Origin of the sequence: Streptomonospora arabica (assembly GCF_039531585.1) — a bacterium.
GTDB lineage: Bacteria > Actinomycetota > Actinomycetes > Streptosporangiales > Streptosporangiaceae > Streptomonospora > Streptomonospora halophila.
Genome location: NZ_BAAAQI010000013.1, coordinates 1 through 16,994 on the forward strand (window position 1 = coordinate 1; position 16,994 = coordinate 16,994).

At 73.9% G+C, this 16,994-nt stretch carries 14 protein-coding genes; 3 read left to right on the forward strand and 11 right to left on the reverse strand.

Translation table 11 applies throughout. From position 1 onward, the window contains the following. Positions 1-789 precede the first annotated feature (789 nt). Positions 790-2,091: a tyrosine--tRNA ligase gene (gene tyrS / locus ABD284_RS18685; RefSeq protein WP_344145196.1), complete on the reverse strand. Its 1,302-nt coding sequence runs from the start codon at positions 2,089-2,091 to the stop codon at positions 790-792. Between the two features lie 216 nt (positions 2,092-2,307). Here tyrS and ABD284_RS18690 point away from each other — a divergent pair, with 216 nt between their 5' ends. The 3 genes from ABD284_RS18690 to ABD284_RS18700 all read left to right on the forward strand — a co-directional run bounded on the left by ABD284_RS18690 (position 2,308) and on the right by ABD284_RS18700 (position 4,575). Continuing rightward, entirely contained in the window at positions 2,308-3,141 is an 834-nt protein-coding gene (locus tag ABD284_RS18690) for an alpha/beta fold hydrolase (RefSeq protein WP_344145198.1), read from the forward strand. Positions 3,142-3,163: 22 nt separating this feature from the next. Continuing rightward, the gene (locus ABD284_RS18695) at positions 3,164-3,748 is read left to right on the forward strand and encodes a TetR/AcrR family transcriptional regulator (RefSeq protein ID WP_386699413.1); all 585 of its coding nucleotides are present in this window, start codon (positions 3,164-3,166) and stop codon (positions 3,746-3,748) included. A gap of 182 nt (positions 3,749-3,930) precedes the next feature. Beyond that, positions 3,931-4,575, forward strand: a complete 645-nt coding sequence (locus ABD284_RS18700; protein ID WP_344145202.1) for a GmrSD restriction endonuclease domain-containing protein — start codon at positions 3,931-3,933, stop codon at positions 4,573-4,575. 65 nt (positions 4,576-4,640) lie between these two features. On the opposite strand, the gene lhgO is transcribed toward ABD284_RS18700, so the two are convergent. The 10 genes from lhgO to ABD284_RS18750 all read right to left on the reverse strand — a co-directional run bounded on the left by lhgO (position 4,641) and on the right by ABD284_RS18750 (position 16,990). Further along, positions 4,641-5,852, reverse strand: coding sequence for an L-2-hydroxyglutarate oxidase (lhgO, locus tag ABD284_RS18705; RefSeq protein WP_344145204.1), 1,212 nt, complete (start codon positions 5,850-5,852; stop codon positions 4,641-4,643). 74 nt (positions 5,853-5,926) lie between these two features. Further along, positions 5,927-6,286 (reverse strand): DUF742 domain-containing protein, encoded by a 360-nt coding sequence (locus tag ABD284_RS18710; protein WP_344145206.1) that lies wholly within the window; start codon positions 6,284-6,286, stop codon positions 5,927-5,929. After that, positions 6,273-8,294, reverse strand: coding sequence for a sensor histidine kinase (locus ABD284_RS18715; RefSeq protein ID WP_344145208.1), 2,022 nt, complete (start codon positions 8,292-8,294; stop codon positions 6,273-6,275). Before ABD284_RS18715 ends, ABD284_RS18710 begins: the two co-directional genes overlap by 14 nt. 146 nt (positions 8,295-8,440) lie before the next feature. Next, the gene (locus tag ABD284_RS18720) at positions 8,441-9,355 is read right to left on the reverse strand and encodes a sirohydrochlorin chelatase (RefSeq protein ID WP_344145210.1); all 915 of its coding nucleotides are present in this window, start codon (positions 9,353-9,355) and stop codon (positions 8,441-8,443) included. A 128-nt stretch (positions 9,356-9,483) separates the two neighbouring features. Next, positions 9,484-10,122, reverse strand: a complete 639-nt coding sequence (locus ABD284_RS18725; RefSeq protein ID WP_344145212.1) for a GTP-binding protein — start codon at positions 10,120-10,122, stop codon at positions 9,484-9,486. After that, positions 10,103-10,495 (reverse strand): DUF742 domain-containing protein, encoded by a 393-nt coding sequence (locus ABD284_RS18730; protein WP_344145439.1) that lies wholly within the window; start codon positions 10,493-10,495, stop codon positions 10,103-10,105. Before ABD284_RS18730 ends, ABD284_RS18725 begins: the two co-directional genes overlap by 20 nt. Positions 10,496-10,680: 185 nt before the next feature. Further along, positions 10,681-11,112, reverse strand: a complete 432-nt coding sequence (locus tag ABD284_RS18735) for a roadblock/LC7 domain-containing protein (protein ID WP_311547774.1) — start codon at positions 11,110-11,112, stop codon at positions 10,681-10,683. After that, entirely contained in the window at positions 11,112-13,820 is a 2,709-nt protein-coding gene (locus ABD284_RS18740) for a sensor histidine kinase (RefSeq protein ID WP_344145214.1), read from the reverse strand. The genes ABD284_RS18735 and ABD284_RS18740 overlap by 1 nt, the downstream gene beginning before the upstream one ends. Before the next feature lie 399 nt (positions 13,821-14,219). Then, positions 14,220-15,653, reverse strand: a complete 1,434-nt coding sequence (gene argH / locus ABD284_RS18745) for an argininosuccinate lyase (protein ID WP_344145216.1) — start codon at positions 15,651-15,653, stop codon at positions 14,220-14,222. Between the two features lie 137 nt (positions 15,654-15,790). Beyond that, a complete protein-coding gene (locus ABD284_RS18750; protein WP_344145218.1) occupies positions 15,791-16,990 on the reverse strand; it encodes an argininosuccinate synthase in 1,200 nt (399 codons plus the stop codon). Positions 16,991-16,994 lie beyond the last annotated feature (4 nt).

The following is a 16,994-nucleotide window of genomic DNA, read 5'->3' on the forward strand; positions in this document are numbered from 1 at the left end:
GAAACCACATCCCACCGACGGCGGGGTGGCTCCTCGGGGCCAAAACAAACTATGGCACAAAGAATAAACACGCGCTGTTGAGTTCTCAAGAAGCGACCGCTCATCCGGTACAAGCCCCGGCCCCGCACCCCTGCGGGCCCGCTCAGGCTCTTCCCAAGAGACGGAATCTCCCGGCGAATCCGGGAACCGATTCGTTCGTTTCGGCGGATTCGCTCTGACTTCTTCGAATTTACCAGTCCGCCGCGAAACGGCCAAATTGGCCGCCGTTGGCTCCGACTTGTTCTCCGAAGTCGCCGGCGCACCGATTGCGGCGGCCGGTTTCTTCATTCGAGGTTACCAGGCACACTGATCGCGCATGCCTTGATTTCCTGGGTCTCGACTGCGGTTCGGCTCGGACGCCTTCGACGGCTGTCCACCGGCCCGCATCGGCCTACATACGATAGGCTCCGCGCGCGGAGACGTCAAATCAGGCCGATCATCCTGCTCCGCAGACCGTCCAGGGGGGCGGTCGGAGGGCGGATCGGGCTCCGGTCCCGCGCTCACGCGGTGGGGTCGGCCTTCGGCAGGTCGGCGCTCGCCGCGCGGTAGGTCAAGTCGTTCTGTTCCACCGAGGGTCCTGCCCCTCGGTCACACGGGCTAAACACATCCGCCCGAGCCGTTGTTCCCGCCGGTACCGCTCGCCTGGCCCGCGGACCGGAACCTCGGCGGCGGCGGGCGGGAGCCCTCGGTGCCCCGCTCCCCCGCCGCCGGCCGCCGCGCCTGTGATCGCGCCGCGGGCCCCGGTCGCGCTCAGCCCCGGTCGAGGATCACCCCGCCGACGCTTCGCTTGCCCCGGCGCAGCACCAGGTAGCGCCCGTGCAGCAGGTCGTCCGGGCCGATACGGGCGTCGACGTCGGCGACCTTGGTGTTGTTCAGATAGGCCCCGCCCTCCTGGATCGTGCGCCGGGCCCCCGACTTGCTCGGCACCAGGCCGGTCTCGGCGAGCAGGTCGACCACCGCGGGGCCGTCCTCCACCGGACCGGTCGCGGTGGTGTGGGGCACCTCGGCGAGCGCGGCACCCAGGGTCCGGGCGTCAAGTGCCGCGAGGTCGCCCTGCCCGAAGAGCGCGCGGCTCGCATCGATCACCTTGCGGCACTCCTCCTCGCCGTGCACCAGGGTGGTCAGCTCCTCGGCCAGGGCGCGCTGCGCAGCGCGGGCGGCCGGGCGCTCCTCCGTATGGTGCTCCAGGTCCTCGATCTCCTCGCGGGAGCGGAAGCTGAACACCCGCAGGTAGCGCGCGACGTCGCGGTCGTCGGCGTTGAACCAGAACTGGTAGAAGGCGTAGGGGCTGGTGAGGCCGGGGTCCAGCCACACCGTCCCGGACTCGGTCTTGCCGAACTTGCTGCCGTCCGCCTTGGTGAGCAGGTTGGTGGTCAGCCCGTGGGCCGGCCCGTGCGGCTCGTTGCCCTCCATGCGGCGGATCAGGTCGAGGCCCGCGGTGATGTTGCCCCACTGGTCGCTGCCGCCGATCTGCAGCGTGGTGCCGTGGCGGCGGTAGAGCTCGACGTAGTCGTAGGACTGCAGCAGCACGTAGCTGAACTCGGTGTAGCTCATGCCCTCGCCGTCGAGGCGGCTGCGCACCGTCTCGCGGGCCAGCATCTGGTTGACGCTGAAGTGCTTGCCCACGTCCCGGAGCAGGTCGACGGCGCTCATGGCGCGCAGCCATTCGCCGTTGTCCACCATCAGGGCGTCGGTGGCCGCGCCGGCGCCCTCGGGGGCGAAGCGCAGGAACGCCGAGAGCTGGCGGCCGAGGGTGCCGACCCACTCCTCGACGGTCTCGACCGAGTTCAGGGCGCGCTCGGCGCTGGGCTTGGGGTCGCCGATCAGCCCCGTGCCGCCGCCGACGAGCGCGATCGGCCGGTGTCCGGCCCGCTGGAACCGGGCCAGGGAGAGGATCTGGGTGAGGTGGCCGACGTGCAGACTGCCCGCTGTGGGATCGAAGCCGCAATAGACGGTGACCGGGCCATCGGCGAGTGCCTTGCGGAGTTCGTCAAGGTCGGTGGTCTGCGCGAGGAGTCCGCGCCATTCGAGTTCGTCGATGATGTCGGTCACGGTCGTCTTTCCGTCGTAGGGCCCTCCGCGCCGGGGCGGCGCGGGGCCGTCGTGGTTGCGGTCGAACTCCGTCCACCGTATCCGCTGCGTCCGGACTGCGCCCGCGGATGTCGCCCCACGAGGTTCACCTGGAGCGTTGACAGGCTTCTCTAATACCATTAGCCTATTGGCTATAGGCATTAGCCACGATCGCCGAGCCGAACAAGGGAGACCGACATGAGGTACCTGCAGCGCCCCGAGGGCCGGATCGCCTACGACCTCCACGGCGCGGACGGCACCGGCCCGCTGGTCGTGTGCATCCCCGGGATGGCCGACGTCCGCGGCACCTACCGCCACCTCGCGCCGGAGCTGGCCGCGGCCGGCTACCGCGTGGCCGCGATGGACCTGCGCGGCCACGGGGACAGCGACATCTCGTTCACCGACTACTCCACCCTGGCGATCGCCGGAGACGCGGCCGCCCTCGTGGAGGAGCTGGGCGGCGGCCCTGCTCTGCTCGTCGGCAACTCCCTGGGCGGCACCGCCGCGGCCTGGCTCGCCGCGACCCGCCCGGAGCTGGTCCAGGGCCTGGTCCTGATCGGGGCGTTCCTGCGCGGCGACGGCGCCGGCCGGCTCAAGGAGCAGTCCATGCGGGCGATGTTCCTTCGCCCGTGGGGCCCCGGACTCGTGCACAAGTACCTCTCCGGCCTCTTCGCCGGACGCACCGCCGACGACCACGCGGACCACCTCGCCGCCATCCGCGCACAGCTCTCGCCGCCGCAGCGCTACCGCGCCGTCCGGTCCGTCATCGCCAACTCCTACCGGCCCGTGCCCGCCCGCCTCGACGACGTGTGCGCACCCGCCCTGGTGGTGATGGGCGAGCTGGACTCCGACTGGCCCGACCCGGCCGCCGAGGCCGCCTGGATGGGCGAGCGGCTGGGCGCGGAGGTGCTGATGGTCCCCGAGTCCGGCCACTATCCCCAGGCGCAGCAGGCCGAGACCGTCGCCAGCGCCGTCCTCGCCTTTGCGCCCGCGGACCGGGGCGAGCCCGGGCTCCCCCACCCCCGTGGCTAGGGCCGGGCTGAGCCCCGCGGCGGTGACCGAGGAGGCCGCGCGGGTCTGCGACGAAGAGGGGTTCGACCGGCTGTCCCTTGCCGCTGTGGCCAAGCGCTGCGGTGTCGCGGTGCCCAGCCTGTACAAGCACGTCGGCGGGCTGGAGGCGCTGCGCCGCGAGGTCGCGACGGCGGCGGCCGCGGAGTTCGCCCGCGTGCTCGGCGACGCCGCGATCGGCCGCTCCGGCGCCGACGCGCTGCGGGCGGTGGCCCGGGCCTACCGCGACTACGCCCGCACGAGCCCGGGGCGGTACGCGGCGCTGCAGCAGGCGCCGCGGCCCGAGGAGGACGAGGAGGCCGCGGCCGTCTTCTACCGCTCGGTCGAGGTCCTGGCCTCAATTCTCGCGGGTTTCGGTCTGCCCGACGAAGCGCTGATCGATGTCATCCGCTGGCTCCGCGGTACGCTGCACGGCTTCGTCGACCTGGAGCTGCGCGGAGGTTTCGGTCTCCCGCAGAGCGTGGACGGCAGTTTCGAGGTCGTTGTGGAGGCGCTGGTGCGGTCGCTGCGGGAGTGGCCGCACGCTGGAGGTTCCGAGCAGGGACCGGGTGGGGCGGCCGAACCCGGCTGAGCAGGCGACCGCCGCGCCGTTTCGGGGCAGGGGCCGCCGGCGCGAGGGCCGCCCGGCCTGCCGTGTCGGATTACGGTCATCCGGAGTAAGGGATTGTTCACACCCCGCGTGTTTCGCCGATCACCGACCGCGGGGCAGCCTCGTGGTGTCCGAAAACCCCCGCTCAGGTTTTGGAGAGCCGAATGCCAGGCCCCCTGCGTCCCGCCGCGTCCGCGGCCGCGGCCGTGCTCGCCGCCCTCGCCCTGCTCCTGTCCGCGGCCGCTCCCGCCCAGGCGGCGCCCCCACCGCCGCCCGGGCTCGCTGAGGCCCGGGACCAGCTCGCACAGCTGCGGACCGAGCCGGAGGGCTCCTCCTCCGACTACGACCGCGACCTGTTCCCGCACTGGTCGGCGGTCGAGGGCAACTGCAACGCACGCGAGACGGTGCTGCGCCGGGACGGATCCGGCGTCCAGGTCGGCGCCGACTGCTACCCCGACTCCGGCAGCTGGACCAGCCCCTACGACGGCTTCACCACCTCCGACCCCTCCGAGGTCAGCGTCGACCACATGGTGGCGCTGGCCGAGGCCTGGTACTCCGGCGCCGACACCTGGTCCACGTCGCGCCGCGAGTCCTTCGCCAACGACCTGTCCACGCCGCAGCTGTGGGCCGTCAGCATCTCCAGCAACAGCTCCAAGGGCGCCGACGACCCCGCGGAGTGGATGCCCGAGCGCACCGCCGTGCACTGCGACTACGCCAAGAGCTGGATCAACGTCAAGTACGAGTGGGACCTCAGCGCCGACTCCGCCGAGGTCGCAGCGCTGGAGGACCTGCTCGACTCCGCCTGCTGAGCTTTCACCGCCCCACTCCGCGGCGGGGGTGCGCGCTCGGGCGCGCACCGCCGCCGCGCCGCTGTTCAGCCGAAGAGCACGTTCTCGCCCAGGTGCTCGGCGATGGCCAGCGACGACGTCGCCGCCGGGGACGGCGCGTTGCGCACACAGGAGAACCGCCCGTAGGCGTCGACCGCGAAGTCGTCGAGCAGCTCGCCCCGGCGGGTGAGCGCCTGGGCGCGCACCCCCGAGGGCGCCGGGCGCAGGTCGGCGGCGGTGATCGCCGGTATGAGGCGGCGGGCCTGGCGGGCGAACACGGCGGAGGAGGCCGAGACCGCCATCTCGCGCACGCCCATGGTCCAATGGCGGCGGGCCAGCCGCCAGAACCCCGGCGCCGCCGCGATGTCGGCGAGGTCGCGCGGCAGCACGTCGCGCAGCCGGTAGCCCTCGCGTGCGGCGGCCAGGATCGCGTTGGGTCCGGCCATCACCTCACCGTGGACGTGCCGCGTCAGGTGCACGCCCAGGAACGGGTAGCGCGGGTCGGGCACCGGGTAGACCAGGCCCCGCACCAGATAGCGGCTGCCGCGCGCCAGTTCGTGGTACTGGCCGCGGAAGGGCACGATGCGGGGTTCGGCGGGCGCGCCCGCCATGCGGGCGAGGCGGTCGCTGTGCAGGCCGCCGCAGATGATCACCCGGTCGAAGGAGCGCCGGACCCGCTCGCCCCGCGGGTCGCCGGTGAGTACCTCCGCCTTGTCGGTGTCCTGGCGCAGCGCGATCACGGGGGCGCCCAGCACGATGCGGCCGCCGGCCCTGCGCACGTCGTCGGCCAGCGCCTCGGCGACCGCGATGAAGTCGGTGGTCGCGGTGGTGGGCGAGTGCAGGCCGGCCACGCCGCTGACGTGCGGCTCGATCTCGCGCAGCCCTTCAGGACCGAGCCGGGTGACGCCCGGCACCCCGTTGGCCCCGGCGCGGCGCTCGATGTCGTCCAGCCGGGCCGCGTCCTCGTCGTCGTGGGCGACCAGAACCTTGCCGACCTCCTCGTAGGGCAGGCCGCGCTCGGCGCAGTACTCGCGCAGCAGCGACGTTCCCCGCCTGCACAGCAGGGCCTTGAGCGAACCCGGGCGGTAGTACAGGCCGGCGTGCACGACTCCGCTGTTGTGCCCGGTCTGGTGCCGGGCGACCGCGTCCTCCTTCTCCAGGACGGTGACGCGGGCGCCGGGCCGGTTCTGCGTGACCCACCTGGCCAGAGCGAGTCCGATGATCCCGCCACCGATGATCCCGATGCGTTCGATGCTCATCCGCGAAACGTAGCAAGGCCGCGCGCGCTGCCCGGGGGCCGCCCCGGCGGGCGGCGCGCGCCCGCACGGCGGTGTCACAGGGCGCGAAGTCCCTCCAGGAGCATGTGCAGGACGTCCTCGCCCGGAACGGACTGGGCGTTGGCGCACAACGTCAGGTCGCCGGCCTCGACCATGTCGGCGATCAGCATCTTGGCCACGCTCAGCGGCAGCCCGACCAGGGCGGCGAGCTCGGCGACGGTCTGCGGCGACGCGGCCAGCCGCAGCAGCGACTCGCGTTCGGGGCGCAGGTGGTCGTCGGAGCCGGGCGGCCGCTGCGCCGTGACGCGTGTGAGCAGGTCCAGCCCACTGGTGGCGGGTGCTCCGTCGATGCCGATCGCGAAGGGGCGGACCAGGCGCCCGGGGTCGGCATCGGGCGCGCGTCTACCCGCGTCCATCGCGCTCTCCATGGCCGTTGCCGACGCCCGAGCGGTGCTCGGCCAGGTCGGCCGGTGCGGCAGGCGGCGGCTCGACCCCGGCCGGGGCCCACTCCAGCAGGTGGTCGGGGATGACCGCCGTGGCACTCGTGCCGCCGTAGGGCGAAGGGCGCAGCCGTACCGCCACGCCGTGGCGCGCGGCCAGCCGCGCCACGACGAACAGGCCGAGGCGGGGCTCCTCGGGCAGGGCCATGACGTCGAACTCCGGCGGCTCGCCCAGCACGCGGGCGGCCTCGGCGTAGCCCTGGTCGGTCAGGCCCAGGCCGCGGTCCTCGACCTCGACGGCGACGCCGCCGCTCACGCGGCCGCAGTTGACGTCGACCGTGCTGCTGCGGGGCGAGAACTGGGTGGCGTTCTCGATCAGCTCCGCCAGCAGGTGCACCACGTCGGCGACCGCGGCGCCGCTGAGCCGGGCGCGCGGAGCGGAGGTCAGCCGGACCCGGTCGTAGTCCTCGGTCTCGGTGATGGCGCCGCGCAGCACATCGGCCAGCGGCAGGGGTTCGCGCCAGCGGCGGGCGGAGCCGGCGCCGCCGAGGATGATCAGGTTGTCGGCGTAGCGGCGCGCCCTGGTGGCGAGGTGGTCGAGGGCGAACAGGCGGCGCAGGGAGCGGGGATCCTCCTCGTCGGCCTCGATCTCGTCCAGCATGCGCAGCTGGCGCTGGACGAGGGTCTGGTTGCGGTAGGCGATGCCCAGGAAGACGCGGTTGGCGCCGCGGCGGATCTCGGCCTCCTTCACGGCGGCGCCGACCGCCGTGCGCTGGGCGGTGTCGAAGGCCTCGGCGACCTGGCCGAGCTCATCGCCGCCGTAGTCCAGCCGCGGCAGCTCCGCGGAGACGTCGACGCTGCGACCGGAGCGGGCGCGGGAGGTGATGGCGGGCAGGCGGGTCTCGGCCAGGGCGAGGGCGTCGTCGCGCAGGCGGCGCAGCCGGGCGGTGAGCCTGCGCGAGGAGCGGATGGCCGCGTAGATGGCGGCGGCTCCGGCAGCGAGGGTGAGCGCTCCGCCGGCGGCGCCCGCGGCCAGGCGGCGCACCGCGGCGTTCCACGCGGAGTCCACGGCCCGGTCGGTCTGGGCGGAGGCCATCGCGCCCAGTCCGGGTTCGGCCGCGCCGGCCGCTCGGTCCCACTCGCGGGCGCCCACGCCGACCTCGGAGTTCCAGGCGGCCTCGCCGCCGTCGGCCACCGGGGGACGCGTGACCACGGAGCGGCTGAGCCGCTCGGCGGCGCTCCAGGCGTTGGAGGCCACAAGGGACTCGTGGCGGCGCAGGGTCGCGCCGCTCATGTCGTCGGAGGCGTCGGCGAGGGTGTCGCGGTAGGAGGCGGTGAGGAAGGTGAAGTGCGCGGTCTCCTGGTAACCCATGCCGCCGGCCGCGATCGAGCCGGCGAGCAGGGCGTCGGAGCGGGCGAACTGCTCGTGTGCGGTGGCCAGCCGTCGGGCCAGCTCGGCCTCGGGCAGGCTCGCGCCCCGCTCCAGCGGGCGCAGCAGGGCGCCGGTGGCCGCGGCGGTCGCGTCGACGAGGTCGCTGTAGGAGTTCAGCGCGGTGCTGCGGCCGGCTCCGCCGTCGTCGACCGCGGCGCGCACGTCGTCGAGGCGGGCGTTGTCCGGCGCGAAGGCGCGGGTGCCGGGCAGCGGTTCGCTCTGCGGAGCGGAGCCGAGGCCGGCGGCGAACCCGTGCGCGCGCTGGGCGGCGGCGTCGGTGCGCTCGCGCTGGTCCTCCAGGGCGCGGCGCACCCGCGCGTCGTCGGGATCGCCGAGGTGGACCTGGGTGAGGCGGCGCTCGCTCCGCAGGTCGTCGGCGAGGCGGTCGAAAGCGGCGATGCCGTCGCGTCCGTGGGCGACGGACAGCAGCAGCGAGCCCGCCTGGTAGGTCTCGACGGCCGCCGTGGCCGCCCACAGCACCAGGAAACTGACGCCGGGTATCAGCACGATACGGGTGAGCTGCCTGCGTATGGTCGGTCGATGTTCGTCCATGGTCCCCCCAACCTGGAACCACAGACGCTACCGAAGATCGGCCCCGCCGTGTTGCAGAACGATCACATTCGGTGACAGGAATACAGCGGACCCCGCCGTCCTCGGCGGCGCGCGTGCTCGCGCCACCGAGGGCAGCGGGGCGCCGGTCAGCTCTCCGGGCGGTGGCGCGAGCCCACCGGCGCGGGGATGTCCTCGGCCGTCGGCGGGGTCTCGGCGCCCAGGGTGTTCAGCACCTCGGCGTAGCGCAGCGCGGCGATCTTGGCGAGGGTGCTGCCCGCGCCCAGAGGAGCGCTCGCACGGGCGCCGTAGTGCTGTGCGAGCTGCTCCAGGCGAGCGGCGGGGACCTCCGGGCCCACCACGCTGGGCGCGATCACCGGGCGCGCGCAGCCGGCGGTCGACAGCTGGTGGAAGGCGTCGTCCATGCTCGCCCGGTCCTCGATGTCGGCGGGCAGCACGGTGATGCCGAGCCGGGCCGCCAGCAGCACCGCGGTGACCCCCGCCGCGTTGACGGCCTCGGGGCCGCCGACCGCGCCCACCACGACGCCGTCGGTCATCTGGGTTCCGGGCGCCACCACGCTGATCAGGCGCATCCGGTCGGCGCGCACGAAGCCGGCCTCGGCCAGCCGCAGGTGCAGCGTCTCGGCGAGCATCGGGTGCGGGCCCAGCGCCTCGGTGACGCGCGCGTCGGCGCCGGCCTCCTCGACGGCGGCGGCCACGGCCTCCGCGGTGGCCCGGTGGGGTCCGGTGACCAGGGGGACGACGACACCGCGCAGCGGGTGGTCGTCGCGCTCCTCCAGGTCGGCGAGGGCTTCGACGAGGTCGCCGCTTCCGGCGCGGCCGTGCTTGATGGTGACCTCGGGCCGGTACGAGCGGACGAGGTCGGCCATCTGCTCGCCGATGCCGGCGCCGTCGGATCCCTCGGCCCCGGTGTCGGCGGCGGCGGGGACGGCGAGGACGAGGGTCGGGGTCCCCACCCAGCTGTCGAAGGACAGCGGGTTGCGGTGGCGGCCGGAGCGGCGCCGCGGAAGATCCCGAGGGGGCAGTCTGTCCGGGTTATGCATACTGTCAGGGTTCACGCGAAGAATGCTAACGACTAGTGAGTGATGATCTCGCCCGAAGCCCGGTCTTCGTCGCCCGAAACGGCGCCGGACCTCGGACTGCGGGGGGGATCGCGGGCAGGAACGTGGGCCTATGGTAGCGGTCTGCCGGTCGTCGCCGGGCTGCGTCGGCGCATCACGTGCTCCACGAGTGCGAGGAGGACGGCCTTGCTCGACTCCCGGTCGCGGGCGTCGCTGAGCACGATGGGGACGTCCGCGCCTACGTCGACCGCTTCGCGGACCTCCTGGGTGCCGTAGTCGTAGGCGCCGTCGAAGAGGTTGACGGCGACGACGAAGGGGATCCGGCGCCGCTCGAAGAAGTCCACCGCCGGAAAGCAGGTGTCGAGCCGCCGGGTGTCGGCGAGCACCACCGCGCCGAGGGCTCCCTCGGCGAGCTCGTCCCACATGAACCAGAATCGGCCCTGGCCGGGCGTACCGAACAGGTAAAGGACGACCTGCTGATTCACGGTGATGCGCCCGAAATCGAGGGCGACGGTGGTGGTGGTCTTCTCCTCGACGCCGCCGAGGTCATCGACGCCCATGCTGGCCTCGGTCATCACCTCCTCGGTACTCAGCGGCTCGATCTCGCTGACCGAGCCGACGAGGGTCGTCTTGCCGACGCCGAAGCCGCCGGCCACCAGGATCTTGACGGCCAGCGGAATGTGCCCGCCGGGATCGCCGCCGGGGTCTGCGCCGGGGGCCGTGCCGTTGTCAGAGTCTGCGGATGCCATCGAGTACCGCCTGCAGGACGCTCATGTGGGGTGGGTCCGACGCGGGCATCGGCGCGCGGGCGAGGACGTCGCCGTTGGCGATCAGGTCGCCCAGCAGCACCTTTACCACGGTCATCGGAAGGTCGAGTTGGGCCGAGAGCTCGGCGACGGACACCGGGCGGCCGCACAGCCGCAGGATCGCGGCGTGCTCGGGCTCCAAGGGGCCCCAGTCCACCCGCTCCCGGGTGGCCACCACGATGCTGATCATGTCCAGCCCGGCCTCGGCCGGGCGGGTGCGGCCGCCGGTCACGGTGTAGGGCCGGACCAGCGGTCCGGCGGCGCCGTGGCGCGGGAGCGACCCGTCGTGGCCGCCGCGCTGGCGCCGGTGCCGCAGGAGCTCCTCGGCCGCGTCGCGGGCGCCGCCGGCCGGGGCGGAGGCGCCCCACACCGCCTCGGCGCCGGGAGCGGCGTCCCAGCCGCCGAGGGGTGCCGGGGCGGCTGGAGGGGGCTCGCGCTCGGCCGCGGGTTCGCGGACGTGCGCGGGGCGCTGTCCACCGCGGCGGTGCTCGCCCGCTCCCCTCATGATCCGGAGCTCCCCGCCGCCATGGACTCGGGGAACCGCGGTGCCGAGCTGAGGAACTGCCCGACCCGCTTGATGCGCATGTTCATCTCGTAGGCGATCAGGCCGACGTCGGCGGTCTCGTCGGCGAGCACCGCCAGGCAGGCGCCCTCGCCCGCCGCGGTCACGAACAGGTAGGCGCGCTCCATCTCGACGACCGTCTGGCGCACGGCTCCGCCCCCGAACTGCCGGCCGGTACCGCGGGCCAGGCTCTGGAAGGCGGAGGCGACCGCGGAGAGGTGCTCGGCGTCCTCGGGGGTGAGTCCGCGGGACCGCCCGATGAGCAGGCCGTCGGCGGACAGCACGATCGCGTGCTCGGCGCCGACGACGCGGTCGACGAGGTCGTCGAGCAGCCAGTTCAGATCGCCTGCGGCGTGGTTGTTCTGCATCATCATTCGCTCTCTCCCGTGTGTAGGCCCGCCGACCGCCCTGCGGGGCGCTCCCCTGCCGCGCCGACCGGCGCGGGCGGCCGTCGGGCTCCCCCCGTGTCATCGCCCGGACCGTCGGGGCGATGTGCTCCTGCCGGTCCCTCCGCCGCGCGCGGGTCGGGGCGGTGCCCGTCGACCGCCTCGGCGGGTTCGGCCCGTTCTCCGGCCGCGGCCCCCTCCGGCCCGTCCGCGTCGTCGGACTCCTCGCGCCCCCTGCGGGTGCCGATCTGGAAGGCGCTCATCATCCGGCGGGCGTCCTCGGGCGCGCGGGCGCGCACGGGGGCGCCGGAGCCCGGATCGTCGGTGCCCCCCGGATCGGGCTCCTGGCGCAGCTGCGGCGCGAGGTTGGCCTGCCGGCGGCGGCGGGGCAGGGACGGGCGCCCGCCGTCGCCGCCCTCGGCCGGCGGCGGAGCGGCGGCGCCGTCCTGGCCCGGTGCGTCGTGTCGATCGGCCGGCTCCCGCTGGGCGGGGCTTTCGCCGGCCTCGGGGTGTCCGCCTCCCGCTGCCGAGACGCCGTTGTCGGGAAGTCCGTGCCGTGCCGAGCTCTCCCGGCGCATCGGCAGGGCGGGCTGGGCGGGCCCGTGCAGCCCGCCCTGCTGCACCTGCCGGGCGCCGGACGGCTCGTCGGCGGGGCTGCGTCCGGCGGCGCGCACCGCGGTGAGCGGGTCGCCGTCGGTGCGGACCGGACCGGTCGGCGCGGGCGCGCCGCCGGGACGCTCCGGCCCCGGGATCTCGGCCTGCGAGATCAGCGCGGCGGGGACGAGGACGACCGCGCGCGTGCCGCCGTAGGGCGAGGGGCACAGCCGCACCCTGATGTCGTGCTTGGCCGCGAGCCGGGCCACCACGAACAGGCCGAGTCGGGAGTCCTGGTTCAGCGCCATGACGTCGAACTCCGGCACCTGCTCCAGGGTGGCGTTGGCCGCCTCCAGCACGGAGGCGCTCATGCCCAGGCCGCGGTCCTCGATCTCCACGGCGACACCCTTGGGCACCACCTCGCTGTGGATGTGCACCACGGTGTGCGGCGGCGAGAAGGCGGTGGCGTTCTCGACTAGCTCGGCCAGCAGGTGGATGACGTCGGCGACGACCGAGCCCGACAGGGAGAGCTCGGGTACGCCGCGCAGTTTCACCCGGGTGTACTCGTCGATCTCGGAGATGGCGCCGCGCAGGATGTCCACGAGCGGGATGGGGTTGCGCCAGCGGCGGCCGGGGCGCCCGCCGCCGAGGATGATGAGGTTCTCGGCGTTGCGGCGCCCGCGGGTGGCCAAATGGTCCAGGTGGAAGAGGTCTTCGAGCAGGTCGGGATCGTCCTCCTCGCGCTCCACGCGGTCCAGCAGCTGGAGTTGGCGCTGCACCAGCGACTGGTTGCGGTGGGCGATGGCGAGGAACACCCGGTTTGCGCCGGCGCGGGTCTCGGCCTCCTTGACGGCCGCGCTGACGGCGGTGCGCTGGGCGGTGTTGAAGGCGTCGGCGACCTGGCCGACCTCGTCGGTTCCGTGGTCGAGGCGGCGCAGCTCGGTGTCGAGGTCGACCGGTTCGGCGTCGGAGAGCCGCCGCACGATGCGGGGCAGCTCGTCGCGGGCGAGGCTGAGGGTGTCGGCACGCAGGCGGCTCAGCCGCGCGGTCAGCCGGGCCGCGGAGCGGGAGGCCACGCCGTAGGCGACGGTCCCGGCGAACAGGGAGAGGATCCCGCCGCCGAGCGCGAGGTTGAACATCCAGGTGCTGGCGGCGTCGGTGGCGGCCATGACGGAGTGGACCTGGGCGTCGGCGAGGTCGACCAGGTCGGCGTTGACCTCGTCGGCGGTGGAGCGCCAGCCGTCCAGGCCGTCGGGGGCGCTCCGGTCGGCGGCCCCGGAGCCGGTGACGGGGTCGACCTCGATCTCGGGCTCGTAGCCGATGACGGTGTCGGCCAGGTCGTTCATCCGCTCCCACGCGGGGCCGGCGACCATGCGCCCGTGCGCCCGCTCGGTCTCGCCCTCCAGGGCGTGGGAGAGGCCGGAGAGGCGGCTGCGGGCGCCCTCGATCCGGGAGGCGAACTCGGTCTGCCGGCGGATCCGGAGGCTGTCGGCGGCGAGCGCGCCGCTGAGCAGCGCGTCGGCCCGGGTGAAGGACTCCTGGGCGCGGATGAGGCCCACGGCGTCGGCGCCGGCGGAGGCGGAGGGGCCGTCGTCGAGGTTGTGGGCGATGGAGTCGTAGAGGCGGACGGCCTCGGCGATCATGCCGTCGTAGGCGGTGAGGGCGGCCTCCGGGCCGGTCTCGCCGGCCATCACGGAGTCGCGGACGCCGGTGCGCCCGTCGATGCGGGCGAGGTACTCGTCGGCGATGCGGGCGGTGTCGGCCTCGGAGTGGCCGCGCAGCCCTCCGGCGCGGGACTCGACCTTCTGCAGCGCCTCGTCGGTGACGGAGGTCTGGCGGCGCAGCGCCTCGACGGCGTCCTGCGAGGGTGCGCTGGCGTACTCGGTGGCGAGCCGGCGCTCGCGCTGGAGCTCCACGACCGAGTGGTAGAGGTGGACGCCCGTGCGCCCGTCGCCGGTGGCCACGCGCAGCGAGACCGCCTGGGTGAGCGTGGCCGTGCTCAGCACGGCGAACAGCGCAAGGAACGTGATGCTGGGAATCAGCACGATCCTGTTGAGCTGGGCTCTGATACCGCGATCGGAGCCGCTGTGCTCGCTCATCGAGTTCCCCCCACGACGCGTACGCGGACGCGGGCACCGGATTCGGATCCACGCGGCGAGCGCTCCCATTGCCGGCCGCGGACTCGGTCCCCCCGACGGGCCGGCGCCTCCCCTGCCATGACGCCCCTCAGTCACAACGTGCGTAGGAGCGAATACCCGTGGTGCCCACTGTCCAGGACGCTACATCACCGGCTTCGGCCGTGCCGGGGGTTTGCGCGAAGTCCCGGGTGAACCGGGGTGGCGCAGGCAGCGGGGGGAGGACGGGGCGGCCGCGACCGCGGTTGCGGACGCCGTGCGAGGCGCCGCGCGGACGGCGACGGGGACCGGCGCGGCCCGCACGGCCGCTCCGGTCCCCGTGTCCCCGTCCGCCGGTTGGGGTCCGGCGCGGTTCGAGCGCGGCTACTCCGGCTTCGCCTCCGCGAACGCGCGGTGGCCGGCGATCCGGGAGCGGAGGCGCTCCAGCTGCTCGGCCACGCGCGCCGGCGCGGTGCCGCCCTTGGCCGAACGCGACTCCAGCGACCCGGCGACGGTCAGGACACCGCGGACTCCGGAGTCGAGGTGCGGAGAGACGCCGGCGAGGTCGGCGTCGGTGAGGTCGGGAAGGTCGATACCCCGCTCCTCGCACACGCGGACGCAGGCTCCCGCGATCTCGTGCGCCTCGCGGAAGGGGACCCGCTTGCGCACCAGCCACTCGGCGATGTCGGTGGCCAGGGAGAACCCCTGCGGGGCCAGTTCCGCCATCCGCTCTCCGTTGAACCGCAGGGTGGCGACCATGCCGGTGAACGCCGGCAGCAGCAGGGTCAGGGTGTCGACCGTGTCGAAGACGGGCTCCTTGTCCTCCTGCAGGTCGCGGTTGTAGGCCAGCGGAAGCCCCTTGAGGGTGCCCAGTAGGCCGGCCAGGTCGCCGATGAGGCGGCCGGACTTGCCGCGGGCCAGTTCGGCGACGTCGGGGTTCTTCTTCTGCGGCATGATCGAGGAGCCGGTGGAGAACGCGTCGTCCAGGACCGCGAAGGAGAACTCCTTGGTGGCCCACAGGATGATCTCCTCGGCCAGCCGGGACAGGTCGACGCCGGTCATCGCCCCGACGAACGCGAACTCCGCCACGACGTCGCGCGCGGCGGTGCCGTCGATGGAGTTCTCGGCCGAGTCGGGGAAGCCCAGCTCGGCGGCGACCGCCTCGGGGTCCAGGCCCAGCGACGAGCCCGCCAGCGCGCCCGACCCGTAGGCCGAGACGGCGGCGCGGCCGTCCCAGTCGCGCAGGCGCTCCACGTCGCGCAGCAGCGGCCAGGCGTGCGCGAGCAGGTGGTGGGCCAGCAGCACCGGCTGGGCGTGCTGCAGATGCGTGCGGCCGGGCATGGGCACGGCGATGTTGGCCTCGGCCTGGTCGGCCAGCGCCGAGGCGAGGTCGAGCAGCTCACCGGCGACGGCGCGCGCCTGCTCGCGCAGGTACATGCGCACCATGGTGGCGATCTGGTCGTTGCGCGAGCGCCCGGCGCGCAGCCGCCCGCCCAGCTCGGGGCCCACGCGTTCGATGAAGCCGCGCTCCAGGGCGGTGTGCACGTCCTCGTCGGCGAGCACCGGGGTGAAGGAGCCCGAGGCCACGTCGGCCTCCAGCCGGTCCAGGCCCTCCAGCATCGCCGCCAGCTCGTCGCCGGTGAGCAGCCCCGCGGTGTGCAGCACACGTGCGTGCGCGCGCGAGCCGGCGATGTCGTGGCGGGCGAGGCGCCAGTCGAAGTGGGTGCTGAGGGAGAGGCGGGCGAGCGCCTCGGAGGGGCCGCCGGCGAAGCGGCCGCCCCACAGGCGGGTGACCTCGGTGTCGCTCTCGTTGGCCACGGTCGGGGTCCTTTGCGTTCTGTCGTTCGGTCGCCGGGCCCGCCCCGGTGCGGGCGCGCGCCCGCACCGGGGCGGGCCCGGGGTGCGGAGGAGGTCGGGGGTCCGAAAGCGGCCCGCGGCGCGGACTCCCGCGGGCCTCAGCCCTGGCGGCGGTCCCGCAGGTTGGCGATCTTGGCGGGCATGCTCCAGACGTCGATGAAGCCGCGCGCCATCGACTGGTCGTAGGTGTCGCCCGTGTCGTAGGTGGCGAGGTCGTAGTCGTAGAGCGAGGAGTCGCTGCGCCGCCCGGTGACTACGGCCCGGCCGCCGTGCAGGACCATCCGGATGTCGCCGGTGACCTGCCGGTTGGCCTGGGCGATGAACCCGTCGAGGGCCTCCTTGAGCGGCGAGAACCACAGGCCGTCGTAGACCAGCTCGCCCCAGCGCTGGTCGACGCCGCGCTTGAACCGGGCCAGCTCGCGCTCGACGGTGACGCTCTCCAGCTCCTGGTGGGCGGCGATGAGCGCGACGGCGCCCGGCGCCTCGTAGACCTCGCGGCTCTTGATGCCCACGAGGCGGTCCTCGACCATGTCGATGCGGCCCACGCCCTGGGCGCCGGCGCGCCGGTTCATCTCCTCGACGACCTGCAGCGGGGAGAGCTCCTTGCCGTCGATGGCGGTGGGCACACCGGCGGTGAAGGTGATGACCAGCTCGTCGGGCTCGCGCTGCTCGGCGGGGTTGTCGGTGTAGGCGTAGACGTCCTCGATGGGACCGTTCCAGATGTCCTCCAGGAAGCCGGTCTCCACAGCGCGGCCGAAGAGGTTCTGGTCGATGGAGTAGGGCGACTTCTTGGAGACGTCGATGGGCAGGCCCTTCTCCTCCGCGAAGGCGATGGCCTTGTCCCGGGTCATGCCGGAGTCGCGCACGGGCGCGACCACCTTCAGCTCGGGGAACAGCGCCGCGAGACCGGCCTCGAAGCGCACCTGGTCGTTGCCCTTGCCCGTGCAGCCGTGGGAGACCATGGTGGCGTTGTGGTAGCGCGCGGCCTCGGCCAGGTGCTTGACGATCAGCGGCCGCGACAGCGCCGAGACCAGCGGATAGCGGTCCATGTAGAGCGCGTTGGCCTGCAGGGCGGGGACGCAGTACTCCCCGGCGAACTCGTCCTTGGCGTCGGCGACGACGGCTTCGACCGCACCGCAGTCGAGGGCCCGCTGGCGGACCACGTCCAGGTCCTCGCCGCCCTGGCCGCAGTCGATGGCCACGGCGACCACCTCGGCACCGGTCTCTTCGGCGATCCAGCCGATGGCGACGGAGGTGTCCAGGCCCCCCGAGTACGCGAGTACGACCCGCTCGGTCATGTCC